A 24,234-nucleotide genomic window follows, 5' to 3' on the forward strand; every position below is an offset into this window, starting at 1 on the left:
GAGACTTCGGTCTCGCCCTTTTTTGTGGATGTTCTTACGTCTTCGGTCAGTTCGGGTTCGGCATGCTCTCGCTGATGTCGGCGTCCGGCCTGCTTACCCGGGCTCCGAAGCTGAGCGGACGCTTCTCCCACCCCGTCAGGATCTTGACGAAACGCAGGGTGAGGGCACGCGGCAGGATGCTGAGAAATTTCAGGCACCATGTCAGCCGGCGCGGAAAGCTGGTTTCGAACCCGCCGCGGTCTATGACCCGGACCATGCGCCGCGCCGCCGCTTCCGGCGACAGCGTCGCAGGCAGACGAAGGCCGCTCTTTTGCACCAGCGGCGTGTCGATAAAACCGGGATTTACGATCTGGATACGGACATTGATCTTGTCGAGATCGAATTTCAGCGATTCGGCCATGTTGTTGAGCCCGGCTTTCGTCGCGCCATAGGCCGCGGTCGTCGGCCAGCCGAAATAGGCGCTGACCGAGCCGACAAGCACGATCTGTCCGCGGCCACGCATTTTCATGCAGCGGACCGCTGGCACCAGCCCGTTGAGGACACCCAGCAGGTTGACCTCGTAAGCGTTGCGGAACTTGCGCACGGAAAGGTTCTCGCCCGCTACGGGCACATAGCTGCCAGCGTTGAAGATGGCGAGCGCGACCGGCCCGACGTCCTTCTCGATCGCGGCCACCGTGGCGGCCATGCGCTTCTCGTCGGTCACGTCGCAGGGATAGGCGAGGATGCGGCCCGGCAGCGCTTCCGTTTCCGCGATCAGCGTATCGATCGGGTCTTCATCCCGCGCGGTGACGGCGACGGTGAAACCTGCGGCTGCAAGCTCCTTCGCTATAGCGCGGCCAAATCCAGAACTGCCGCCGGTTATCCAGGCGGCGCCGTCATTCGGGATGGCGCGGTAGAGTGGCATCAAATAACCCCAAGTCTTGCCCATACCTGCTGTAGCCACAGGAAAATCGAATGAAAAGGGTGTTCTGCTTTTCCCCTGCTCACAATCAAGCTTGGCACGCTTTAATTTCCGAAGCAGCGACTTTTTTACCATTTCGATATGCCTTGAGCCTGAAATGATCCGGTCCAGGGAGTTTCATGTCTTGAAAGCCGCGCGCCACGTTTTTAGGGTTTGGTGCGCAGCCTGTTTATTCAAAGAAGGATTTTTTGATGCCTGCTTCGGTCATTGACGCCATCGGCAACACACCCCTCATCAGGCTGAAGCGCGCATCCGAGGAAACAGGCTGCGAGATTCTCGGCAAGGCTGAGTTCATGAATCCGGGCCAGTCGGTCAAGGACCGCGCCGGCCTGTTCATCATCGGTGACGCAGAACAGCGCGGCCTGCTGAAGCCGGGCGGCGTCATCGTCGAAGGCACCGCCGGCAACACCGGCATCGGCCTGACGCTGGTGGCAAAGGCGCTCGGCTACCGCACCGTCATCGTCATTCCGGAGACCCAGAGTCAGGAGAAGAAGGACACGATCAAACTGCTCGGCGCCGAGCTGATCGAGGTGCCCGCCGTTCCGTACAAGAACCCCAACAACTATGTGAAACTGTCGGGACGCCTGGCGCGGCAGATGGCCTCGACCGAGGCCAACGGCGCGATCTGGGCAAACCAGTTCGACAATGTCGCCAATCGCGACGGCCATATCCGCACCACTGCCGAGGAAATCTGGAAGCAGACCAACGGCAAGGTGGACGGGTTTGTTTCGGCGGTCGGTTCCGGCGGCACGCTGGCGGGCGTCGCGGCGGGACTGCGTGGCAAGAGCAAGGGCGTGAAGATCGCGCTCGCCGATCCGCTGGGCGCGGCGCTCTACAGTTTTTATACGGATGGCGTACTGAAATCCGAAGGCAGCTCGATAACGGAAGGCATCGGGCAGGGGCGTATCACGGCGAATCTCGAGGGGTTTGCGCCTGATTTCTCCTACCAGATCCCGGACGACGAGGCGCTGCCCATCGTCTTCGACCTGATCCAGGAAGAAGGGCTTTGCGTCGGCGGCTCCACCGGCATCAACATTGCCGGCGCTATCCGGCTGGCGCGCGAACTCGGACCGGGCCACACCATCGTCACCATCCTTTGCGACTACGGCACGCGCTACCAGTCGAAGCTGTTCAATCCGGAATTCCTGCGCGGCAAGTCTCTTCCGGTGCCGGAATGGATGGAACGACGCTCTGAGATCGACGTGCCGTATGAGACGGTCGAAGCATGAGCCTGAAGACCGAAGCGCTCTTCCGCGACGATGCCTATCTGCGGACCGGCGCGGCGCAGGTGGTCGCGATCAATGACCGTGGCGGCATCGTTCTCGACCGGACGATCTTCTACGCGACCTCCGGTGGACAGCCGGGTGACACTGGCTATTTCCAGCGCGCTGACGGCAGCCGCATCGATATCGCGGCCACCGTCACCGGCGAGACCAAGGATGAGATCATCCACGTTCCGGCGCCGGACCAGCCGCTTCCCGAAATGGGCGAAAGCCTTACGCTTGCAATCGACTGGGAGCGGCGGCACCGGCTGATGCGCATGCACACCGCCTGCCACCTGCTCAGCGTCGTCTGCCCGTTCCCGATCACCGGCGCGTCTGTCTCGGAGGACGATTCGCGCGTCGATTTCGACCTGCCGGACACCGGCTATTCGAAGGAAGACGTGACCGCGAAACTGCTGGAGCTGGTGCGGGCCGACCATCCGGTCTTCACACGCTGGATCACCGATGAGGAACTGGCTGCCAATTCCGGCTTGATAAAATCGAAGAACGTTCGACCGCCGAGCGGCACCGGCCGCATCAGGCTCGTATGCATCGGCGAGGACGCTTCGATCGACAGTCAGCCGTGCGGCGGGACGCATGTGAAGCGTACCGGCGAGGTCGGTGAGATACACATCGGCAAAATCGAAAAGAAAGGCCGCGAGAACCGGCGTTTTCGTATACGCTTCGGCTCGGCGCCGCCTGTCTGACCGGTTGCGCGACGTTCAATCCTCGGAGCAAAATAAATGGCTGAAGACAGTGCCTTTACCGTCGATGCTGACTGGCTTCAGCAGCGCCTCGGTCAACCAGGGCTGACGGTCGTCGACGGCTCCTGGTATCTGCCTTCGCACAAGCGCGACCCCAGAGCCGAATACGAGACGGGGCATATTCCGGGCGCGCTTTTTCTCGACCAGGATGCGATATCCGACCAGCGCACCGACCTTCCACACATGCTCGCCGCGCCAAAGGACTTCGCGCAATATGTCGGCGCAATGGGAATTTCGGCCGACGACATGATCGTCGTCTATGACGGGCCGGGTTATTTTTCAGCGCCGCGCGCCTGGTGGATGTTCCGCGCAATGGGCGTTTCGCAGGTTTTCGTCCTCGATGGCGGCCTCGACCGCTGGATCGCCGAAGGCAGGCCGGTGACGGTGGAGCCGACCAAGGTTGCGCCGTGCATTTTTCACGCCGACTTCGACGCTTCGCATGTGGTGAAGCTGGATGAGATGCGCCGGATCGTCGACAGCGGCTCGGCGCAGATCGCCGACGCCCGGCCTTCGGGCCGTTTTTACGGCACTGAACCGGAACCGCGTCCAGGCGTGCGTTCCGGCCACATGCCCGGCGCGCACAGCGTGCCGATCACCGCGCTTTCCGAAAATGGCGAACTGCTTTCCAAGCCGCGGCTGCGGGCGCTGCTGGAAGATGCCGGCCTCGACCTTTCCCAGCCCATCGTCACGCTTTGCGGATCCGGCATCACGGCTGCGGCCATCAACCTGGCGCTCGAGACCCTCGATCATAGTGAAAACCGGCTCTACGACGGGTCGTGGACCGAATGGGGCCGCCTGGCCGACACGCCAGCGACGACGGACGACAAATGACACCGACGCAGAACGGCAGGGCCGATGACATCGGCGTCACGGTGACGTTCCTCGAAATGCACGCGCCGCCCTCGCATTACCCGCCGGCGCCCTACAACCGGCAGATCGCGCTGTTGCGGACGAAGGACATCCCGCTCCACTTCTACCGCTACATGATGGATCGGGTCGGCCGGAAATGGCATTGGGTGAAAGCGTTGCGGCTGGACGACGAGGAACTGTCGGCCGGCCTGCATCGGGAAGACCGCGACATTCGTATCCTCTATCTCGACGGCGCGCCCGCCGGTATCTTCGACATCAAGCCGAACCTGCCAGATGAGGCGGAGCTTGTATATTTCGGCCTGGTGGACCACGCCACGGGGCAGGGGCTCGGCCGCTGGTTCCTCGGGTCGGCCATTTCAGCCTGCTGGTCGCACGGGCCTAAGCGCGTGACGGTGCAGACCTGCACGCTCGACCATCCCGCCGCCTTGCCGCTCTACCAGAAACTTGGCTTTGTGCCGGTGGCGCAGAAAAAGGAAATCATACGACCCCTGACCTTTGCCGAGCGCGCCGACAGCGTCATGCGCTAAATCACCGCCTGAACGCGCCGTTCATCTCTGCTTCAGTCTCCTTTTGCAAATATGCATTCGGAAAGCGCCGCACCCGGCGCGCTGAAGGAGACTGAGCCATGATCACCCGCCGTTTGTTCGCTGCCACCCTCGCCACGGCGATTGCCATGCCGAGCCTTGCCTTTGCCCAGGCCGCGACGCCTTCTGGCGCGCAGATCGAGCGCCAGTTGCAGGCCGCGCCGCGCACGAAGCTCCGGCCCAATGAGCGGGTGACGATTCGCGAGTTCAAGCGCCGTCCCGACCTTCGCCGCAGGGCGCCCTCCATTGACATCCAGTCGATCAACTTCGCATTCGGCTCGTCGGCGATCGCGCCGTCGCAATATGAAAAGGTCGACAACATCGCCGACGGTCTGCGGCGCATCCTGCGGCGCAATCCGCGCGCTCGAATCCTGATCGAGGGCCATACGGACGCCGTCGGCTCGGCATCGTCCAATCTGGCGCTTTCCGAGGATCGCGCCGCATCGCTGAAGCGCACACTGGTGCGCCAGTTCGGCGTGCCGGCCCGCGCGCTCGACACAGTCGGCTACGGCGAGGAATTCCTGCTGGTTCCGACGCAGAACGAGAACTGGCGCAACCGCCGGGTGACGTTGCGGCGTTTCGACGACTTCATTCGCTGAAACCGCGTCCGTCTGGATCAACACACAATGGGGAGCCCGGCTTGAACAGGCCGGGCTCTTTCCATATCCGTTGACAGGATGAATGCGAGAAGGAGCCAGCGATGACGATCAAGGTGGTGATGGCAGGGGCGACCGGATGGGTCGGCAAGGCGCTGGTGCCGGCGATCCTGGCACAGGACGACCTGAGTTTGGCCGGTGCGGTTTCCCGCGGCGCGGCGGGACAGGATGCCGGCATCGCGGTCGGCGCTGCGTCGGCTGGCGTCACCGTTGCCGCCTCGCTCGATGAGGCGCTGGCGGCGGCTTCCGACGTGGTGGTCGACTACACCAAGCCGCATGTGGTCAAAGGACATGTGCTGCTGGCCATCGAAAAAGGAAAACATGTCGTCATCGGCACGTCCGGCCTCGGGGCCGCCGACTATGCCGAAATCGACGCGGCGGCGAAGGCCAATGGTGTCGGCGTGCTGGCGGCCGGCAATTTCTCCATCACCGCCACGCTGATGAAGCGCTTCGCGCTGATGGCGGCCAAATATGTGCCTGATGTGGAGGTCATCGACTATGCCAGCGCCCGGAAGCCGGACGCGCCGTCCGGCACCGCACGCGAACTGGCAGAGGCTCTGGCCGAAATCCGCAAGCCGGCGACGTCGAAGCCGCAATCCGAAGTCTCCGGCTTCCCGGAAACCCGGGGCGCCGCGGTCGGATCGGGCGAAGGGGTGCAGGTGCACGCCTTGCGCCTGCCGTCCTATATTCTGTCCTGTGAGGCGCTGTTCGGCCTGCCGGACGAAAGGCTTACGATCCGTCACGACGCCGGATCGTCCGCCGCGCCTTATGTGGCGGGGACCTTGCTGGCGATCCGGCGGGTCGGGCAGTTCAAGGGACTGGTCCGCGGTCTCGACGCGCTGATGGACTAATTCGAAAATCACCAGACCGGCAAATGCGCTGATGCTAAGGATTTCTTAACCATATGCCGGTCAATCTGGGCCGTCACATCATCGTAACACTGCGATGCTATATGGACAGTGTCGAAAGGTTGGCCGACCGCGGATGAACCGGCGGTTTTCCTGACAGACGAGGAAGCGGGGTTTTGCCCCGCTTTTTTGTTGTCTGGCGTCAGGTCGGCACAAAGCCTGTCCGGTGCCGATCCAGTCTAGGCCGCGGCCAGCGCGGCCTTCGGTTCCATGACTTCGTAACCCAGCGCCTCGGCGACGGCGGCATTGGTGACTCGGCCCTTGTGGATGTTGAGGCCGTTGCGCAGATGCCGGTCGTCGATCACCGCCTTGAGGCCCTTGTCGGCAAGCTGCAGGCCGTAGTGCAGCGTCGCATTGTTGAGGGCATGGGTGGATGTCACCGGCACGGCGCCCGGCATGTTGGCGACGCAGTAGTGAATGACGCCGTCGATCTCGTATGTCGGTTCGGCATGGGTGGTCGCATGCGAGGTCTCGAAGCAGCCGCCTTGGTCGATGGCAACGTCGACCAGCACCGCGCCCTTTTTCATGCCTGACAGCGTTTCGCGGCTGACCAGCTTCGGCGCCGCCGCGCCCGGGATCAGCACTGCCCCGACGATAATGTCGGCAGAGAAGCACTCTTCCTCGACGGCTTCGACGGTCGAGTAGCGGGTGTGGACCCGGCCGTTGAAAATGTCGTCCAGTTGGCGCAGGCGCGGGATCGAACGGTCAACGATAGAGACATCAGCGCCGAGGCCGACGGCCATCTTGGCCGCCTGCAGGCCGACGACGCCGCCGCCGAGAATAGCGACCTTGCCCGGTAGCACGCCCGGCACCCCGCCGAGCAGCACGCCGCGTCCGCCATTGGCCTTCTGCAATGCCGTTGCGCCGGCCTGTATGGCAAGCCGGCCGGCCACCTCCGACATCGGCGCGAGCAGCGGCAGCCCGCCGCGCTCGTCAGTCACCGTCTCATAGGCGATTGCGGTGACGCCAGATGCGAGAAGTCCCTTGGTCTGTTCCGGATCGGGAGCCAGATGCAGATAGGTGTAGAGGATCTGCCCTTCGCGCAATTGCGCCCATTCGTCCGGCTGCGGCTCCTTCACCTTCACCACCATGTCGGATCTGGCGAAAACCTCCGCCGCATTGCGGGCGATCGCGGCGCCGGCGGCGCGGTAAGCGTTGTCATCGGCGCCGATGCCGGCCCCGGCGCCGGTCTCGACCAGCACCTCATGGCCATGCGCCACATATTCGCGCACCGACCCGGGCGTGAGACCGACACGATATTCGTGGTTCTTGATTTCCTTGGGACAACCCACGCGCATAGCAGTCAATCCTCCTTGCCTGCGTGCACTTCCTTATAGACGCAGTGAACCACGAAACGTTCCGAATGTGCTTGCGAAATGGGGTTGCGCTTGCCGGGCAGCGTGGATAATCCTTGCGCGAATAATCCCATACTTCGCAGGATATACGAAGAATGCCGCTGGACAGGATCGATATTGCCATTCTGGACACTTTGCAGAAGGACGGCCGCATTCCCAACGCGGCCCTGGCCGAGAAGGTAGGTCTGTCGCAATCAGCCTGTTCCCGCAGGTTGGACAATCTGGAGAAGTCCGGCACCATCCGCGGCTACCATGCGCGCCTTTCCAATGCGGCGCTGGGCCATCAGATGACAGCGATCGTGCATATTTCCCTGTCGGGCCAGTTCGAAAAAACGCTTTCCGATTTCGAGGCCGCGATCAAACGCTGCCCGAACGTTTTGTCCTGTCACCTGATGTCCGGCGAATACGATTACATCCTGCGCATCGCTGCGAGAGACCTTGCTGACTACGAGCGCATCCACAAGGAATGGCTCTCGGCCATGCCGCATGTGACCAAGATCAACTCGTCCTTTGCGCTGCGCGAAATCATTGACCGCACCACGGTCGGGCTGAAACCGGAAGCGGCGTAACTCCAGTCCTTTCGGGTCGAATCCGGGCGGGAAACGCTGCCAGCTTTGGCAGCAGGCTTCTCGGCAACCGCTGTTTTCGGATGGCCAGACGGCGCCGGACATGATTTCTAGGCTTTGCCTGCGAGGCTGGAAGCGGTGCAAGTGGCGATAGGAGGACGAGTATGAGCAAGGCAGGCACAATCCGCGCCGGCATGGGCGGCTGGACCTTCGAGCCGTGGGATACGTCCTTTTATCCAGAAAAATTGTCGAAGGCGAAACAACTCAACTACGCCACGCGGCAGGTGCCGACCATCGAGGTCAATGGCACTTATTATTCGAGCTTCAAGGAGCCGACATTCGTCAAATGGGCCAAGGAAGCGCCGGACGGCTTCGTCTATTCGCTGAAAGGCAACCGCTTCGTCACAAACCGAAGGGTGCTGGGCGAGGCAGGCGAATCGATGATGCGCTTCCTGGAATCCGGCGTCGCCGCGCTGGGCGAAAAGCTCGGCCCCATCCTGTGGCAATTCGCGCCGACCAAGAAATTCGACCCCGACGATTTCGAAGCCTTTCTCAAGCTTTTGCCAGAGAAGCAGGATGGCGTGACGCTGCGCCATGCCGTGGAGGTGCGCAATCCGTCCTTTGTCGTGCCGGAATTTCCGGCGCTTGCGCGCAAGCACAAGGTGGCGATCGTCTATGCCGATCATGCGACCTATCCGGTGATCGCCGACATCACCGGCGATTTCATCTATGCCCGGCTGCAGACCGGCAAGGACGACAACCCCGATTGCTACACGCCAGAGGCCCTGGACGCCTGGGCAGGTCGCGCCAGAGTGTGGTCCGAGGGTAGGGTGCCCGACGACCTGCCGCGCGCCGACGACAAGACAGACGCGCCGGTCAGGCCGCGCGACGTGTTCATCTACTTCATCACCGAAGGAAAGGTGAGGGCGCCTTTCGGCGCCATGGCCCTGATGAAGCGCGTCCCCGGTTGATGCATGTTGCCCAGAATCGCGCAGCGGTCTTGGGCAACGACATGAATCAAGACAAGACTTGAAGCACGTGGTCTGAACCTCACGCGACGTGCTTCAGGTGCCGCGCGCCACGCGTTCGATCTCTTCGCGCACCAGCCGCTCGACCAGCGTCGGCAGGTTGTTGTCCAGCCAGTCCTGCAGCATCGGCCGCAGCATGTCTTCGGCCATCTCGTCGAAAGTCTTCTTGCTGCGGCTGGCGAAAGCCTCGGAAAGCTCTCCGAAGGAGGCGGCGACCTGCCGGCTGGTCTGTTCGGAAACAAGGGACGGTTTTGCAAGGTCGTCGCTTGCTGATGCAGCGGGCTCGACGTGCCGGGGCTGGTTAGCCCGTGCCTCGATCGCAGGATCGACACGCTCTTCAATATTGAATGCCGACGACGCCTCCGCGTTTGAGACGTCGGTCTCGCCACGGGTTTCGGTAGGGCTGGAAGGCGCCTTCTCGATAACGAGGTCGCGACGCCATTCAGCGACTGTCTCGGCCACGGGTTTCTCTTCGCCGTCATCGACTTCGGACGAGTTGACCGGCGCGTCCTGTCCAAAACGGTCGAAACCGCCGGAGAAAGCTCTCGGCTCGGAAGAGGGAACAGGCTCCGCGTCAAAACGCGCCGCAGGCGCAGGGTCGGAGGCGATCTGCGCCTGGACGTCAGCAAGCGTGACCGATTTCCTGACGTCAACCGAACCGCGCAATTCGCTGCGGAAGGTCTCGGCTTCGGAAATGACCGCTGACGGCTCGAGATCCTGCCGAAGGTCCGAACTGTCCTCGGGCGGTTTGCGACCCGTATCGCTGTCTTCGATGATCCTGCGGATGGAAGCGAGTATCTCTTCCATCGAAGGTTCGCGTTGTGCAGTGCTTGCCGTTGCCATCGTCACATCCGCCGCCTTTTGTGACCGTAATCCAGATTTCCTTCCGGCACGAACCGGATACGAATCATGCCGCCAGCGTAGCCGACGCAGCGGCTGACGAGAATCCCCATTCTGGGGAAGCTTTGGATTTCAACAGATTACAAGGCGGGCAGGTTGCAGGCGGCTCAACGGCCGTCGGGCGTACGCAGTCCGATCCACTTGTCCTTGACCGCGTTGTAGTGCTCTTCCGGATGGTATTTCGCCACCTGGAGGCCGAGACGCTCGACCGAAAGATGGCCCATGGCCGAGAGGATCGCATAGCTTGCAACGACGACGTCATGCTGGGCGGTCGCCAGGTTGATCTGCGCGTCGGTGACGTCGTTCTGGGCGTTCAGGACGTCGAGCGTGGTTCGCTGGCCAACATTGCGCTCTTCGATGACGCCGTTCAACGCAAGCTGCGCCGCCGAAACCAGCGAACGGTTGGCGTCGACGCTTTCGCGGGCCGCCGTGTACTGGGTCCAGGCGGAGGTGACGGCGGCGCGGACGTTGTCGCGGCTGACATCGACCTCAATACGCGCCTGCCCAAGCGATTCCTTCGACTGCCGCACCTGCGCCGAAGCCCGGCCGCCCTGATAGATCGGCACGGTCAGCGTGGCGCCGATGTTGGCGGACGTGGAATAACCGTCCTGACCGGTGGAGACGCCGGCGAGGCCGTCGCTGTCACGGTAGTTGCGCGAAATGCCGGCGGAGGCCGAGACCTGCGGCAGCAGCGCGCCTTCGGCCGATTTCACCGAAAAGCCGGCGGCATCGACCAGATGCTCAGTGGCAAGGATTGCCGGATGTTCATTGGCTGCGATGCTGATCGCTGCCTCCAGGCTGCCCGGCAGGAGCTTGCCCAGCGGTGAAGCCGCCGACAGCTTGCCCGGTTCGTCACCGACGATCTGCCGGTACACGGCCGCGCTCGACAGCGCCTGCGCCCTGGCGGCGCTGGCCTGCGCAACCGCCGCGGAGCGCGACGCTTCAGTCTGGGCGACATCTGTGCGGGTTCCTTCACCGACATCGAAGCGGGAGCGGGCGGCGCGCACCTGCTCACTCAGCGCCTTCAGATTCTGCTCGGTTAGGGCTGCAACCTGGCGGTCGCGGATGACATCCATGTAGGCGCTGGCCGCATTGAACAGGATGTTCTGCTCGGTGTTGCGCAGGGTCTCGTTCGATGCGCGAACACGCGCCTGGGCTGCCGCAACATTGTTCTTCGTCTGGAAGCCGTCGAACAGGCTCTGGTTGATCTGCACGCCGAAAGCGCCCGTCGTCGTACGGGTGCTGGCATTGTTGCGCGAGGTGTTCGTGTAATCGATGCTGGCGGAGCCGTTGATGGTAGGGCGATAGCCCGACTTGGCGATGGCAACGGTCTCGTCGGTGACGCGGACGCCGGCGCGCGCCGAATTCAACTGGGAATTGTTTTGATAGGCCTTGGAGAGAGCACCGAGAATGCTTTCAGCTGAAGCTGAAACAGGTGAAAACGCAGCGGCTGAAACAAGCAAGGCGACAAAAAGACTCTTGTTCACGGACTTCACGGCACGTCCCTCATCATTTTAACAGAAACGGCGCAACACCGGCCCCTACAGAAGGCGGCCCAGGTCGCGCATCCATGTTTCCTGTTGCCTGCCCGACAGAAACCGAGTCGTCTCAGCAACGATAATCAAAGCTCTAGCCAACATGACAATACGCTGGCCGCAAGGCCAAACCACTCAGAATTCAAAAACGTGGCTACGTTCAAATCCGGGTAGTGGCTTTATTGCCGCATTAAATGCACGGCGTCCGGTCACGACGCCAGTAGTCTTTAAAAATAGACGTGCCACACCGGTGTGGCCATGCCCCTCGACGGCAACCAGCCGGCCGCCTTCAGCAAGCTGGGAACACAACGTTTCCGGCACTTCGTCGACGCTGCCGCCAATGAAAATGACATTGTAAGGCGCGCCCGCTGCATGGCCGTCGCGCAACGGTCCCTGGACAATTTCGGCATTGGCGCAACCGAGCGCGGCGAGCGTTGCGCCCGCAGCCTCAGCCAGGGCCGAATCGCTTTCGAGCGCGATGACGGACTGGGCAATTCTGGAGAGAACGGCAGTCGAATAGCCCGTGCCGCAGCCGACATCGAGAACCTTGTCCGCCGGCGTTACCTCGGCAAGCTGGATGAGCTTGGCCATCGGCGAGGGCTCCATGAGATAACGCGGCCCGGCATCGCTGCTGGCCACACGGATATCCTCGTCGATATAGGCAAGATCCGGACTGGCGGAGCCGATGAAGGCCTCACGCGGGATTTCGAGCATGGCGTCCAGCAGGGCGGCGTCGGTAACGTCGGTCGTGCGGACCTGTCCGTCGACCATCTTGACGCGGCGTGCGGAAAAATCTGCGTTCATGTAAGGCGTCCCGCTCATGGCGCAGACCGCGCCGGATTGTCGATGAAACACCCTCCGGCGCTGGTGCGCGGGAGCCGGGATTGGAGGCCTCGCCCGGAATCGAACCGGGGTGCAAGGATTTGCAGTCCTCTGCGTAACCACTCCGCCACGAGGCCTCATTGCTCCCGGCGTTTCAGGCAAACTCAATAGGTGGCCCGAAATTTTGCGTCAAGCGGGCGCGACGCAATAAGGCTGCTTTCTCGCAACTTGGCCCGGCTTAATTCAGGCGACGTGCAAAAGAGCCAAAGCCGGTGCTCAGGTCTGGCGCCGCCGCCGCCTTCGTTCCCACCACACGACCGAGCGACGGCGGAGACGGCGGACCGAGGCGAATTCGTAGGAAAGCACCAGAAGCCCCAGCGGAACCATCCAGAAACCGAGAATCGGCAGAAAGCCCAGACATCCGAAGATGATCAGGACGACGCCGATGACGATCCGCAGCCATCGTGATTGCGGCATGGTGAACTGCCGCCCGAAGACGGAGATTTTCCGGGGCGGGGGCGGGGCGCTGTCGTGCTGCGCGATCATTTGGTCGCCTTCTGCGGTCATGTCCGATCGATAGCCTGATGCTTCCGTGACGCGACTATATGATGGCACGGCGCGCTCTTTGCCAGAAGCCGCCCCCAGACAGATCGAAAAAATCCGAAATGCTGCTTTGCAAAGCCGAAACGGGTTTGCTATAGGCTGCGCCGTTCACATATGAGCCCTGTTCCCCGGTAGCTCAGTGGTAGAGCAACCGGCTGTTAACCGGTTGGTCGCTGGTTCGAATCCGGCCCGGGGAGCCAACAATCCAGATTTTTCGGGTTTTTCGACAGGCGATCACGCCCGAATGTCTCCGCGCGCAGGTTCAACTGCGTGGCTGCGCCGCTCGCAGGCGTCAGCCCGAGACGATATCGGCGGAGAATCGCAATTCCCTGAGCGGCCGGACCTTGGCTGTGATTTCAGAATAGAGCGGATGAGCCTTGTAGGCGGCAAGAGCCGCCTGGTTTTCGAACTCCGCATAGACCACGAGGTCGATTTCATCCGATAGGGGGTCTACCCTGGTGTTGGGCGAGACCTCGAAAGCGCTCGAATGCGGGATTTCGGCGAGACCCAGCAGGCCGGTGCGGATCGCTTCCAGGTCGTCTGTTCGCCGCGCGCTGAAGAACACGATGTGACGGATCACTGAAGCCTCCCTGGCCGCGCGGTCGCTGCTGAATGTCCACGCGGACTTCCGCACCACGTCAGAGCGTGTTCTGGGTCAGCCTGTCCCATGCGTCAATCGGCGACGATGTCGCGGCGCATCGTGAGCTATTCGGAAATTGTTCCGTCAGCCCGTAACATAACGGACGATGTGCCGGAGTTCCCGGACGCCCTGGTTTGTATAACGCGCCTCATTGTAGAGACCGTCCCAGATGATGAAGAAGGCAATGGCGGCGATGACTATGACGTAGCGCATGATTATTGATTAGCGCATTTCTGTCCCGCCATCCAGTTGCAACCGCAAGGCGATCGCGTCCGTTATACGGGGACGGATTTGCACGCGGCGTTCAAGATTGCCATGCGTGCCGACGGAGCAGAGACCGCATGGCAAAGGACGAACCCAAGGATAGATCCAAGCCGGTCCTCGTACTCTTTCGAAACGATCTGCGCGTGGCGGACAACCGGGCCCTGGCTGCGGCGGTTCAATCCGGCAAGCCGGTAACGGCGGTTTTCATTCGCGACGAAAAGGACGGGTCGCGACCTGCGGGTGGCGCGGCGCGCTGGTGGCTCCATCATTCACTGCAAAGGCTTTCAGAAAAGCTCGCCGGTCTGGGATCTGGTCTCTGCTTGCGCCGTGGCCCTATGCACGAGACCGTCGCATCACTTCTCAAAGAGACCGGCGCCGACACGGTGTTGTGGAATCGCCGCTACGATCCACCGTCCGCCGCCGCGGATGCAGGCCTGAAGAAGAGCTTGCGTGAACACGGCCTGACTGCCGAAAGTTTTGATGGATGCCTCCTGCATGAACCGTCCCGCCTGAAAACGGGAGCCGGCGGTTTCTACAAGGTCTACACGCCTTTCTGGAAGGCGCTCTGCTCGGGTCCGGAGCCGCGTGATCCGGTGGACGCGCCGGACAAACTGGTTTGCAGCGACCGAACGCCGAAATCCGAGAAACTGGACGACTGGAACCTGCTGCCGAAAAGGCCGGATTGGGCCGGCGGCTTCCGCGAACGCTGGAATCCCGGGGAAGATGGGGCGTGGTCTCGTCTGAATGCATTCCTCGAAACAGAGCTTGAGGATTATGCCGAGGGCAGGGACAGGCCGTTCGCCGATGTGACGTCGGGACTGTCTCCGCATCTCGCTCATGGCGAGATCACGCCTTTCCAGATCCTGGCGGCGCTCAAGCGCAAAAAGGCGACTGGTGGACATGATGACCGCGAAAAGTTCCGCAAGGAACTTGGCTGGCGCGAGTTCTGCTATCATCTGCTTTTTCACAATCCCGACCTGCGCAACAAAAACTTCAATTCAGCCTTTGACGGATTCTCGTGGTCGGGCGATCCGAAAAACCTGCACGCGTGGCAGCGAGGCCAGACCGGCTACCCCATCGTCGATGCCGGTATGCGCGAATTGTGGACCACCGGCGTGATGCACAATCGCGTCCGCATGATTGCCGCGTCCTTCCTCATCAAGCACTGCCTGATCGACTGGCGCGAAGGCGAAAAATGGTTCTGGGACACTCTGGTCGATGCCGATCCCGCCAGCAATCCAGCCAACTGGCAATGGGTCGCCGGTTCCGGCGCGGACGCGTCTCCCTACTTCCGTATTTTTAACCCGATCCTGCAGGGCGAAAAGTTCGACCCGGACGGCACTTACGTCCGCCACTTCATTCCGGCGCTGGAGAAAATGCCAGCAAAATACATCCATCGTCCGTGGGAGGCGCCAAAAGACATTCTGGCGCAGGCCGGCGTGAAACTCGGCTCAGATTATCCCGTACCTGTCATTGACCACAAGGAAGCGCGCGAGCGCGCGCTCCGTGCCTACAAGTCAATGTGACAGGGGAATGAATGAACATCGTGCCCATCAACCGTGGCGCTGCCGGCGGGAAGAAGATTGCTGTCATCGGATCGGGAGTATCGGGAGCGGCGGCGGCCTGGGCGCTGAACCCCGTCGCGGATGTAACCGTGTACGAGGCTTCCGACAGACCGGGCGGGCATACCGCCACCATCGACGTCGACTATGACGGCGTCCGCCTGCCGGTCGATATCGGCTTCATCGTCTACAACGAATTGAACTATCGCGACCTGACGGCGCTGTTCGCGCATCTCGGCGTCGCCAGCCATGCCAGCGACATGGGCTTTTCGCTTTCGCTTGACGGCGGGAGGCTCGAATGGTGCGGTTCGACCCTGCGCACCATCTTCGCCCAGAAGCGGAATGTCTTCTCGCCCGGCTTCCTGTGGATGCTGCGCGAAATCCTGCGTTTCAACCGGGAATGCGTCGCAGACCGCGATTCCGGCTCTCTCGCCCATTCCACGATCGGCGATTATCTCGCCCGCAAGGGCTACTCGGCCGCGTTCCGCGACAACTATCTGGTCCCGATGGCGGCGGCGATCTGGTCGACGCCAAGGGCGCAGATGCTGGAATATCCGGCGGAGAGCTTCGTCACCTTCCTGGACAACCACCGCCTCATCCATGAGCGCCGGCCGACATGGCGCACGGTCACGGGCGGCTCGCGGACCTATCTCGACAAGCTCCTGGCGCCGCTTGGCGACCGCCTTCGGCTGTCCTGTCCTGTTCGCACGATTGTCCGCGATGCCTTTGGCGTGACGGTCTGGGCCGGGGACAACCCGCCCGAGCGCTACGACAGTGTGATTGTCGCGTGTCACAGCGATCAGGCGCTGGCGCTGCTCGGCGATGCATCGAGCGCCGAAGAGGCGATCCTCTCCGCGATCCCCTACCGGCCGAACCGCGTCGTGCTGCATCGCGACCCGAGACTCATGCCGAAACGCCGCGCGGCCTGGGCCGCCTGGAACTACCTGCGCACCTCGCACGAGCAGGAGGAGCCGGAAGTGTCGGTCACGTACTGGATGAACCGCCTGCAGGGGCTGGATGCGGCCAAACCTGTTTTCGTCTCCCTCAACCCGATCATCGAACCGCGCGGAGACCTGGTCTTCGGCGAATGGTCGCTTGATCATCCGCAGTTCGATTCACGCAGCATCTCGGCCCAGGCGCGACTTGACGATATACAGGGCACGCGCGGAACCTGGTTTGCCGGCGCATGGACGGGCCACGGCTTCCATGAGGATGGTCTGCGCTCCGGGCTCAACGCAGCCCTCGCTTTGGGCGCAACGGTGCCGTGGCGCGCACATGCAGTCAGTGCCGATCTGCCGGCGCTGGCGGCGGAGTAGGGCAGGCTTCGACCGATGACCGCAAGGGAACGCATAACCACGATGGAAGCGAACGGGCCGCCGCCCGAAGCAGCCGGCGTGCTCTATCCGGGCGAGGTCATGCATGCGCGGCTGAAGCCCTTCGGCCACCGCTTCGTCTACTCGGTCTTTTCGCTGCTGGTCGACATAGACCGGCTGGCGGAACTGTCGAGGATGACTCCATTGCTCAAGGTCAATCGGCCGGGGCTGACATCGTTCTTTGAAAGCGACCATGTCGAGCATGATGGCGAAACCCTGCGCAGTTTCGTCGATCGGCTGCTGGCGGGAGCGGGCCTGAAGCGGCCGGCGATGCGCATCTTGCTGCTCGCCTATCCGCGCATGTTTGGCTACGCCTTCAATCCGATCTCGGTGTATTTCTGCTACGGCGAAGGCGGCGCGCTGGTCGCGATGATCTATGCCGTGCGCAATACTTTCGGCCAGCGGCACACCTATGTCGCGCCCGTAGAGCCCGGCGACGTCGATTCGGCCGGCGTACGGCAAACGCGCACAAAGATATTCCACGTTTCGCCATTCATCGACATGGGCGCCCGCTATCATTTCCACATCCTGCCGCCCGGAAAGGCCGTGAGACTGCGCATCAACGAGACCGAAAAGGGCGAGCCGCTGCTGGTCGCGACCTTCACCGGCGAGGCACAGCCGCTTGGCACAGCCCGGCTTGCTGCGTGCCTCTTGAAGTTTCCGCTGATGACATGGAAGATTGTGGCGGGAATTCACTGGGAAGCGCTGAAGCTCTGGTTGAAGGGCGCGCGTTTTCGTTCGAGTCCGCCGGCGCCTGAAACGGTCAGCTATCGCGACCATGGCGCGGCGGTCGAACCTGGGGAATGAACGCAGTAGGAAGCAGGCACGCGGTCGCTCCGCTGCCCAGGAGACGCGGGCTACGACAATGGTTCAGACACAAGGGAGCGGACATTCCGGCAGCATGGCGATCGACCACGCCGTCAGGCTGGATGAGTTGAACTTCGCCGAATTCGTCAAAGGCCTGCCGGCCAAGGCGAGCATGGTGCTTAAGGCGACGATGGGGCTGCCCCACGGGTCGCTCAAGGTGCGTTTGCCGGATGGCCGATGGGTTCTTCTTGGCGGCAACGGGCCGGGCCCGGACGCGGAGCTGGTGCTGAACAACTGGCGGCTTCCCTCCCGCGCATTTTCGGGCGGCACGATCGGCGTCGCCGAATCCTACATGGATGGCGACTGGGAAAGTTCTGACGTGACCTCGTTCCTGGAACTGTTCGTGATCAACACCGAGACGGGCGAGAACATCGCCGGCGGAGCCAGCTGGCTGATCAACACCGTACAGCGCATCCGCCATTGGCTGAACGAGAACACGCGCACCGGTTCCAAGCGTAACATTTCCGCCCACTACGACCTCGGCAACGCCTTCTACAGGGAATGGCTGGACCCGAGCATGACCTATTCCTCGGCGCTCTACGCCAAGGGCGCGAACGACCTGGAAAGCGCGCAGGCGGCCAAATACCGGGCGCTCGCCAAGGATATCGGCATCAGCGCAAACGACCGCGTGCTCGAGATCGGCTGCGGCTGGGGCGGCTTCGCCGAATTCGCCGCGCGGGAAGTGGGCTGCCATGTGACCGGGCTGACCATCAGCCGGGAACAGCACGACTTCGCCAGGGAGCGCATCCACAAGGCAGGGCTGGCCGACAAGGTCGAGATCAAGCTGCAGGATTACCGCGACGAGACCGGCCGATACGACCGCATCGCGTCCATCGAGATGTTCGAGGCCGTGGGTGAGAAATACTGGCCGGTCTTCTTCCGCAAGGTGAAGGATTGCCTGAAACCGGGCGGCACCGCAGGATTCCAGATCATCACCATCAACGAGGCGGCGTTCAAGACCTATCGGGCAAGGCCGGATTTCATCCAGCGCTACGTCTTCCCCGGCGGGATGCTGCCGACGCCGTCCATCCTGAAGTCGCTCGGGGCCGAACACGGCCTGGCGCATCTGCGCGAACGGGTGTTTCCGCAGGACTATGCCCGCACGCTGGCCGAATGGCGCCAGCGCTTCTGGGCGTCATGGGAAAGGCTCGCCCCGCTCGGCTTCGACGAGCGCTTCAAGAAGCTGTGGGAGTTCTATTTGCACTATTGCGAAGCCGGCTTCCGGGCCAGCTACATCGACGTGCGGCAGGTGATCTACAAGGCTTAGCGTCTTCTCCCGTTCACGGGGAAAAGACACTGTCCAGTCCTACAGCGTGATGCGGTATTTGGCGAAACCACCTTCGCCGTCGCCGGCCGGTTCAATCTTCAGCGATTTCACCGATGCTATGAAATCCTTGCCTTTGGCGCCGGTCTCGAACAGCACGCTGGCTCCGGGCAAAGGCGCGAACGACCAATTGGCGTCGGCTGACGGGTTGATGGTGCCCTGATCGACGATATAGCGCACGATCACGTCGCGGTTGGTGTCCGGCGCTTCATAGATGATCTTGCTGTCGTTGATCTCCGGGAAATTGCCGCCGCCGCCAGCCCGGTAATTGTTGGTGGCGACGACGAATTTCTGTGCCGGATCGATCGGTTTGCCGTTGAACATCAAATCCTTGATGCGGTTTGCGTCGGCATTGGCGACGCCGCCCTTGGAATCGTATTTCGGCGGCGGCGACAAATCGATCTTGTAGGTCACACCGTCGATGACATCGAAATTGTAGGACGGGAAATCGCCGTTGATCAGCGGCTGGTCGGCCTTGCCGGGCTCCACCTTGTTGAAGATGCCGGCAGACATCTCCAACCATTCCTTCACCTGGGCGCCGGTGATCTCCACGGCGCGCACCGTGTTCGGATAGAGATAGAGGTCCGCGACGTTCTTGATGGCGATGTCGCCGGCGGGAACGTCCGTGTAGTAATCCGGCCCGCCGCGCCCGCCGGCCTTGAATGGCGCCGCCGCCGAAAGCACCGGCAGGTCCTTCCACTGCGATTCCTTCAGCAGGTCCTTGACGTACCAGGTCTGCGCCTGGCTGACGATCTGTACGGAAGGATCGTCGGCGACCAGCGCGAAATAGGAATAGAGCGGCGCCGATGTCTTGCCGACCGGACGCCGCACATATTCAAGCGTCGCCTCATGGTCTTCCTTCAACGCATCGACGACGCGCTGGTCGTCCTCGACCGTCGCCTTGTTCTTGTTGTCGACGCGCTCGTAGATCGGCCGCGCTTCGGAGGTGGCCGAGACCACGCGCCATTTGCCGCCGTCGCGCTCCAGCAACAGATCGACCAGGCCCATATGCGAGCCCCAGAAGCCGCCCATCACCGCCGGCTTGCCCTGCAGCGTTCCCTTTTCCGTATCGACGCCCTCGAGGCCCTGGAAATCCTTCTTGCCGGGGAAGACGAGATGCTGGTGACCGGTGAAGACCGCGTCGATGCCTTCTACGCCGGCGACGAAGAAGGAGGCGTTCTCCATCTTGTCGCCCTGCTTGACGTCGATGCCGGAGTGGGAGAGCGCAATGACGATATCGGCGCCTTCCTCCTTGATCTGCGGCACCCAGGCCTTGGCCGCCTCGACGATGTCGCGCGTCATCACATTGCCTTCGAGGTTCTTCAAATCCCAGACCATGATCTGCGGCGGCACGAAACCGATGATGCCGATCCGGATCGGCTGTTCCTGCCCGGTCCCGTCCTTGATCTTCCTGTCGAGGATCACATAGGGCTTGAGGTAGAGCTTGTCGTCGCGCGGGTTCGAGGCCAGTTCGGTGCCGCGGATCAGGTTCGCGCACACGAACGGAAAATTCGCGCCGGCCAGCACCTTGTCGAGGAAGGACAGGCCGTAGTTGAATTCGTGGTTGCCGAGCGTCGAGCACTCGTAGCCAAGCAGGTTCATGCCCTTCATGACCGGATGCAGATCGCCATCCTTCATGCCCTTCTCATAGGCGATGTAGTCGCCCATCGGGCTGCCCTGCAGCAGGTCGCCATTGTCGATCAGCATGGCGTTGGTTGCTTCCTTGCGCACCGCGTCGATGATGGAAGCCGTGCGCGACAGGCCCATCGTGTCGTTCGGCTTGTCGGCGTAGTAATCGTAGGGAAGCACGTTCACATGGATGTCGGTGGTTTCCAGGATGCGCAGATGCGCCTGGTTGGCCTGCGCGCGCGCCGAGAACGGGTGCAGCACGATCAGCGCGCCCGTCGCGGCGGCGCCCGCCAGCAGCGATCGGCGCGAAATGAGCATCTCGGACATGATTGCGTTCTCCCGTATAAATTGCTTAGCCGGCATTGCGACTCTCGCGCCAAACTTCAGCCAAGTCCAGCAGGAACGCATCACGAAGGGATGACAGGCGGATGACCGTTTGCCGCCCGCACAGCGGGCGAGTGCGCGACGCCCGATCCGGCTACCTCTCCGCCTGCTTCTTCGCGTTGCTGACCTTGTCGCTGTCGCCCTGTGTGATGAGGCGGGCGCTGCGCTGTCCCGTCACGTAAATCCACAACCAGCTCAACGAGACCGTCAGCCGGTTTCTCAGGCCGATGAGGAAGTAGATATGGGCGATGCCCCATATCCACCAGGCGAGCCGGCCGGTGAGCTTGATCCAGCCGAAGTCGATGGCGGCGGCGCGCTTGCCGATCGTCGCCAGGTCGCCGTCGTGCCGGTACTGGAACGGTTTAGGCCCGTCGTCGCCGGCCAGCCGCGCCAGCACGGTTTTCGCCACATGCCGGCCCTGTTGCTTGGCCGCAGGCGCGACGCCGGGCACGAGCCGGCCTTCTTTCCAGGCGACATGCGCCGTGTCGCCGACGGCGAAGATATCGGCGTGGCCGGGCACCGTCAGGTCGGGTTCGACCATGATGCGCCCGGCGCGATCGGCGGCGACGCCGAGCCATTCCGCCGCCGGCGAGGCGGCGACGCCGGCCGCCCAGATGATGGTTTGCGCCGGCAAGCGTTGCCCGCCGAACACCACGCCCTCGGCATCGCATTCCGACACCGGGCGGTTGAGCTCGACCGTAACGCCCAGCCGCTCCAGCGCCGCCTTGGCGTAGGCCGACAGTTCCGGCCGAAAACCGGAAAGCAGGCGCTCACCCGCCTCGATCAGCACGACCCGGGCGGCGCTCGTATCGATGTTGCGGAATTCGCCGGCGAGCGTGTCGCGCGCCAGTTCGGCGATGGTGCCGGCCAGCTCGACGCCGGTCGGCCCGCCGCCGATGATGACCAGCGTCATCAGCGCCTGCCTTTTGGCCGGGTCGGTCTCCCGTTCAGCCTGTTCGAACGCCAGCAGGATCCGCCTGCGGATCGCGGTCGCGTCCTCCAGCGTCTTCAGGCCCGGCGCAAACGGCTCCCACTCGTCATGACCGAAATAGGCGTGGCGCGCGCCGGTCGCCAGCACCAGCGTGTCATAGGCGACGGTCTCGCCATCCTCGAGCAGCACCCGTCTTGCCTCGCTGTCGACGCCGGTGACGGTGCCGAGCAGGGTGGTGACATCCTTGCGCCGGCGCAGCAGGTGCCGCACCGGCCAGGCGATCTCCGATGTCGCCAGCGAGGTGGTGGCGACCTGGTAGAGCAGCGGCTGGAACAGATGATGGTTGCGCCGGTCGATGAGCGTCACCCGGACCGGAGCGCCGGCCAGCGCGCGGGTGAATTCGAGGCCGCCGAACCCCGCGCCGATGACGACGATGTGGTGGCTGGCTGCGTTCATTGCATCACCTCCGGGAGGGGCATCGATCCAGATGCCAATGCTCCTTAGATGTAGGTGCTTTTGTGCGCTGCAGCAATGCCGGCCGGCTCCCCGCGCCCCGTCCTGCGATGTCGTGAATGCGCATGCGGCGACGGCGCGCCCGGTATAGGCTGAACCGGACGATGCGATGAGGTGCCATCATGGGCGATGATCGGGACGGCGAAGGGCCGGCGCAATATGCGTCGCCGCCATGTTTCATGCATGAACTCGATCCCGCCTTCCGGGCTGCGCCCGCCGACTGGACCGACATACGCCGCTGGCGCAAGGCCGAGCGGGACCGGCTGATCGCGGCGCGTCTCGCCATTCCGGCCGATGCGCGCGCCGCCATGTCCGCCCGGATCGCCGCCCGCCTCGACGCCGCCATCGGCGATGTCGCCGGCAGGATGGTCAGCTTCTACTGGCCGTTCCGTGGCGAGCCGGATTTGCGGCCCTGGGTCGAAACGGTGAATGCGCGGGGCGGGCGCACGGCGCTGCCGATCGTGGTGGAGAAAGGCCGGCCGCTGATCTTCCGCGCCTGGAAGCAGGGCGAGAAGCTGGACAAGGGCGTGTGGAACATCCCGATACCGGCGCAGGGCGATCCCGTTTTGCCGGACGTCGTCATCGCGCCGGTCGTCGGCATCGATCCGGACAAGTACCGCCTCGGCTATGGCGGCGGCTTCTTCGACCGCACGCTGGCTTCAATGCCGCGCAAGCCCCTGGTCATCGGCGTCGGCTACGAAATGCAGCGCATCCCCACCATCTATCCGCAGGCGCACGATGTGCCGATGGGCGAGGTGGTGCTGGGCTGATGCCGGGCTTATCCGCCCGCAGGTCCGCAGCGCCGGAAACCTCCCCGGCGCGAGCAAGGGGGGCACGACAGCCCTGCTTCATCATGTTTGGCAACCTCCCTTTGCAAGGAAGGATCAGCGCCTCATGACGTGTCGGGAAGGGCGCGCCATGCGAGGCCGTGCGTTTCGAGGACGACGCCCTGCGCCGCGCTCCAGCGATGCCTGGGCAGGCTGAGCGGCGGCGCGCCGGGCGGACGGCCGACGCGCAGCGGATAAAGGCCGGAAAAGCGTTCGCGGGGACCACCCCGCGCCTCTGGCGCGATCCTCCCCGCAAGGGTGAGGCGATAGTCTCGCAGGACCCGCCAGCGGGCGAAGCGCCGCGCCTGTTTCGGCAGATCGTCGAGTGCGGCGGCCAGCGCGCAGACGCGGCGCATCAGGCGCTGGTCGGGCAATCGGTCATAGGGCGTCGGCTCGAGACGCACGGGCAGGGGCCGCCGCCCTCGGCCAGGATCGCTGGCGCGCGGCGGGCAGTCGATTTGAGCATAGCGCCTGCGGTGGAAGCGCTTCATGGGATCGACGAGGGAAAAGCGCGGCATCCGCACCGGCGGCTTCGGCGCAGTCGAGACGGGCGGCGGAGGCGCGGCGAAGAGCGGGGCCATGATTCCGGCCACATAAGTGCGCGGCAGGGCGACCGGCCTGACCGCGCCCGCGACCCGGCGGCCGCGCTTCAGCTCCCACGGCCGCAGCGCCGGCGTCGGCAGGTCGGCGGCGAGGACGATGACCAGCCGCCGCGCCGCCGCCTCGGCGGGCAGCAGGATGCGACGGACCATGGTGTGGATGCGCCGCGAGACGGTCGCTGGATCGCAAAGCCTGCGAAACGCCCGGACGGGAGCGCTGTCGCCGCTGCTGTCGGCATCATCCGCCTCCGCCGTTCCGGTGATGAAACGCATCGCCTGACCCGTGTCGTCGGCCAGCCCGATATAGACGAGCATGAGGCTGAGCAAACGCCGCAGGGTGGCGTGATGGCGGGCGATGATGGCGGCGTCGGCCATGGGTGAGTCCTCGTGGGCCGAGGAGTATGGGGGAAGTGGGAGGGGGTGTGGATGGGATTTCAAACTCCAGCCAAACAGACGTAATGGTTGGCACCTGAATTTGAACACATCTGCACCGGTGGCAATGTAGAC

Annotated in this window: 24 protein-coding genes and 2 tRNA genes; 14 read left to right on the top strand and 12 right to left on the bottom strand. The window is 63.1% G+C overall.

The window, feature by feature from the left end; translation table 11 throughout:
* Positions 1-46: 46 nt before the first annotated feature.
* The gene (locus ASD44_RS05240) at positions 47-904 is read right to left on the bottom strand and encodes an SDR family NAD(P)-dependent oxidoreductase (protein WP_056115492.1); all 858 of its coding nucleotides are present in this window, start codon (positions 902-904) and stop codon (positions 47-49) included.
* A 248-nt stretch (positions 905-1,152) separates the two neighbouring features.
* Here ASD44_RS05240 and ASD44_RS05245 point away from each other — a divergent pair, with 248 nt between their 5' ends.
* From ASD44_RS05245 to dapB, 6 genes are all read left to right on the top strand, one after another.
* On the top strand, positions 1,153-2,190 hold the full coding sequence (locus ASD44_RS05245; protein ID WP_056109545.1) for a cysteine synthase A: 1,038 nt from the start codon (positions 1,153-1,155) through the stop codon (positions 2,188-2,190).
* A complete protein-coding gene (locus tag ASD44_RS05250) occupies positions 2,187-2,930 on the top strand; it encodes an alanyl-tRNA editing protein (protein ID WP_056109547.1) in 744 nt (247 codons plus the stop codon). Before ASD44_RS05245 ends, ASD44_RS05250 begins: the two co-directional genes overlap by 4 nt.
* A 36-nt stretch (positions 2,931-2,966) precedes the next feature.
* A complete protein-coding gene (sseA, locus tag ASD44_RS05255) occupies positions 2,967-3,818 on the top strand; it encodes a 3-mercaptopyruvate sulfurtransferase (protein ID WP_056109548.1) in 852 nt (283 codons plus the stop codon).
* Complete coding sequence (locus tag ASD44_RS05260) at positions 3,815-4,384, top strand: GNAT family N-acetyltransferase (protein WP_056109549.1); 570 nt, start codon at positions 3,815-3,817, stop codon at positions 4,382-4,384. Before sseA ends, ASD44_RS05260 begins: the two co-directional genes overlap by 4 nt.
* A gap of 98 nt (positions 4,385-4,482) precedes the next feature.
* Positions 4,483-5,040, top strand: a complete 558-nt coding sequence (locus tag ASD44_RS05265) for an OmpA family protein (protein WP_056109550.1) — start codon at positions 4,483-4,485, stop codon at positions 5,038-5,040.
* Between the two features lie 101 nt (positions 5,041-5,141).
* Positions 5,142-5,948 carry a 4-hydroxy-tetrahydrodipicolinate reductase gene (gene dapB, locus ASD44_RS05270; protein ID WP_056109551.1) on the top strand — a complete coding sequence of 269 codons (807 nt, stop codon included), beginning with the start codon at positions 5,142-5,144 and terminating at the stop codon, positions 5,946-5,948.
* 236 nt (positions 5,949-6,184) lie between these two features.
* On the opposite strand, the gene ald is transcribed toward dapB, so the two are convergent.
* Positions 6,185-7,303 (bottom strand): alanine dehydrogenase, encoded by a 1,119-nt coding sequence (gene ald / locus ASD44_RS05275; RefSeq protein ID WP_056109554.1) that lies wholly within the window; start codon positions 7,301-7,303, stop codon positions 6,185-6,187.
* 152 nt (positions 7,304-7,455) lie between these two features.
* On the opposite strand from ald, the gene ASD44_RS05280 reads away from it, so the two are divergent.
* Positions 7,456-7,929 (top strand): Lrp/AsnC family transcriptional regulator, encoded by a 474-nt coding sequence (locus ASD44_RS05280; RefSeq protein ID WP_056109556.1) that lies wholly within the window; start codon positions 7,456-7,458, stop codon positions 7,927-7,929.
* A 161-nt stretch (positions 7,930-8,090) separates the two neighbouring features.
* Complete coding sequence (locus ASD44_RS05285) at positions 8,091-8,897, top strand: DUF72 domain-containing protein (protein WP_056109559.1); 807 nt, start codon at positions 8,091-8,093, stop codon at positions 8,895-8,897.
* A gap of 93 nt (positions 8,898-8,990) precedes the next feature.
* Here the strand turns inward: ASD44_RS05285 and ASD44_RS05290 are convergent, their stop codons facing one another.
* The 5 genes from ASD44_RS05290 to ASD44_RS05310 all read right to left on the bottom strand — a co-directional run bounded on the left by ASD44_RS05290 (position 8,991) and on the right by ASD44_RS05310 (position 12,778).
* Positions 8,991-9,761, bottom strand: a complete 771-nt coding sequence (locus ASD44_RS05290; protein WP_244478723.1) for a PopZ family protein — start codon at positions 9,759-9,761, stop codon at positions 8,991-8,993.
* Between the two features lie 200 nt (positions 9,762-9,961).
* The gene (locus ASD44_RS05295) at positions 9,962-11,350 is read right to left on the bottom strand and encodes a TolC family outer membrane protein (protein WP_056109563.1); all 1,389 of its coding nucleotides are present in this window, start codon (positions 11,348-11,350) and stop codon (positions 9,962-9,964) included.
* 174 nt (positions 11,351-11,524) lie between these two features.
* Positions 11,525-12,193, bottom strand: a complete 669-nt coding sequence (locus ASD44_RS05300; protein WP_056109565.1) for a protein-L-isoaspartate O-methyltransferase — start codon at positions 12,191-12,193, stop codon at positions 11,525-11,527.
* An 81-nt stretch (positions 12,194-12,274) separates the two neighbouring features.
* Positions 12,275-12,348: transfer RNA gene (locus ASD44_RS05305), tRNA-Cys, on the bottom strand.
* A 139-nt stretch (positions 12,349-12,487) separates the two neighbouring features.
* Positions 12,488-12,778 carry a PGPGW domain-containing protein gene (locus tag ASD44_RS05310; RefSeq protein WP_244480480.1) on the bottom strand — a complete coding sequence of 97 codons (291 nt, stop codon included), beginning with the start codon at positions 12,776-12,778 and terminating at the stop codon, positions 12,488-12,490.
* Between the two features lie 161 nt (positions 12,779-12,939).
* Here ASD44_RS05310 and ASD44_RS05315 point away from each other — a divergent pair.
* Positions 12,940-13,014 (top strand) — tRNA-Asn (locus ASD44_RS05315).
* Between the two features lie 92 nt (positions 13,015-13,106).
* On the opposite strand, the gene ASD44_RS05320 is transcribed toward ASD44_RS05315, so the two are convergent.
* On the bottom strand, positions 13,107-13,394 hold the full coding sequence (locus ASD44_RS05320) for a Dabb family protein (RefSeq protein ID WP_056109567.1): 288 nt from the start codon (positions 13,392-13,394) through the stop codon (positions 13,107-13,109).
* Positions 13,395-13,538: 144 nt separating this feature from the next.
* The gene (locus ASD44_RS18855) at positions 13,539-13,667 is read right to left on the bottom strand and encodes a hypothetical protein (RefSeq protein ID WP_274533091.1); all 129 of its coding nucleotides are present in this window, start codon (positions 13,665-13,667) and stop codon (positions 13,539-13,541) included.
* A 128-nt stretch (positions 13,668-13,795) separates the two neighbouring features.
* Between ASD44_RS18855 and ASD44_RS05325 the strand changes: the two genes are divergently transcribed.
* The 4 genes from ASD44_RS05325 (at position 13,796) to ASD44_RS05340 (ending at position 18,787) form a co-directional block, all read left to right on the top strand.
* A complete protein-coding gene (locus tag ASD44_RS05325) occupies positions 13,796-15,244 on the top strand; it encodes a deoxyribodipyrimidine photo-lyase (RefSeq protein ID WP_056109569.1) in 1,449 nt (482 codons plus the stop codon).
* Between the two features lie 11 nt (positions 15,245-15,255).
* Entirely contained in the window at positions 15,256-16,596 is a 1,341-nt protein-coding gene (locus ASD44_RS05330) for an FAD-dependent oxidoreductase (RefSeq protein WP_056109571.1), read from the top strand.
* Between the two features lie 15 nt (positions 16,597-16,611).
* Positions 16,612-17,460, top strand: a complete 849-nt coding sequence (locus ASD44_RS05335) for a DUF1365 domain-containing protein (protein ID WP_056109573.1) — start codon at positions 16,612-16,614, stop codon at positions 17,458-17,460.
* Positions 17,461-17,554: 94 nt separating this feature from the next.
* Complete coding sequence (locus ASD44_RS05340) at positions 17,555-18,787, top strand: cyclopropane-fatty-acyl-phospholipid synthase family protein (RefSeq protein WP_156459783.1); 1,233 nt, start codon at positions 17,555-17,557, stop codon at positions 18,785-18,787.
* A 39-nt stretch (positions 18,788-18,826) separates the two neighbouring features.
* Here the strand turns inward: ASD44_RS05340 and ASD44_RS05345 are convergent, their stop codons facing one another.
* Together ASD44_RS05345 and ASD44_RS05350 are read right to left on the bottom strand one after the other, a co-directional pair.
* Positions 18,827-20,800, bottom strand: a complete 1,974-nt coding sequence (locus ASD44_RS05345) for a bifunctional 2',3'-cyclic-nucleotide 2'-phosphodiesterase/3'-nucleotidase (RefSeq protein WP_056109577.1) — start codon at positions 20,798-20,800, stop codon at positions 18,827-18,829.
* Positions 20,801-20,951: 151 nt separating this feature from the next.
* Positions 20,952-22,244: an NAD(P)/FAD-dependent oxidoreductase gene (locus tag ASD44_RS05350; protein ID WP_056109579.1), complete on the bottom strand. Its 1,293-nt coding sequence runs from the start codon at positions 22,242-22,244 to the stop codon at positions 20,952-20,954.
* A gap of 179 nt (positions 22,245-22,423) precedes the next feature.
* Here ASD44_RS05350 and ASD44_RS05355 point away from each other — a divergent pair, with 179 nt between their 5' ends.
* A complete protein-coding gene (locus ASD44_RS05355; RefSeq protein ID WP_156459784.1) occupies positions 22,424-23,071 on the top strand; it encodes a 5-formyltetrahydrofolate cyclo-ligase in 648 nt (215 codons plus the stop codon).
* A gap of 122 nt (positions 23,072-23,193) precedes the next feature.
* Here the strand turns inward: ASD44_RS05355 and ASD44_RS05360 are convergent, their stop codons facing one another.
* Positions 23,194-24,102, bottom strand: coding sequence for a hypothetical protein (locus ASD44_RS05360; RefSeq protein ID WP_056109581.1), 909 nt, complete (start codon positions 24,100-24,102; stop codon positions 23,194-23,196).
* Positions 24,103-24,234 lie beyond the last annotated feature (132 nt).

The sequence above is a fragment of the Mesorhizobium sp. Root554 genome (assembly GCF_001427025.1).
Classification (GTDB): domain Bacteria; phylum Pseudomonadota; class Alphaproteobacteria; order Rhizobiales; family Rhizobiaceae; genus Mesorhizobium.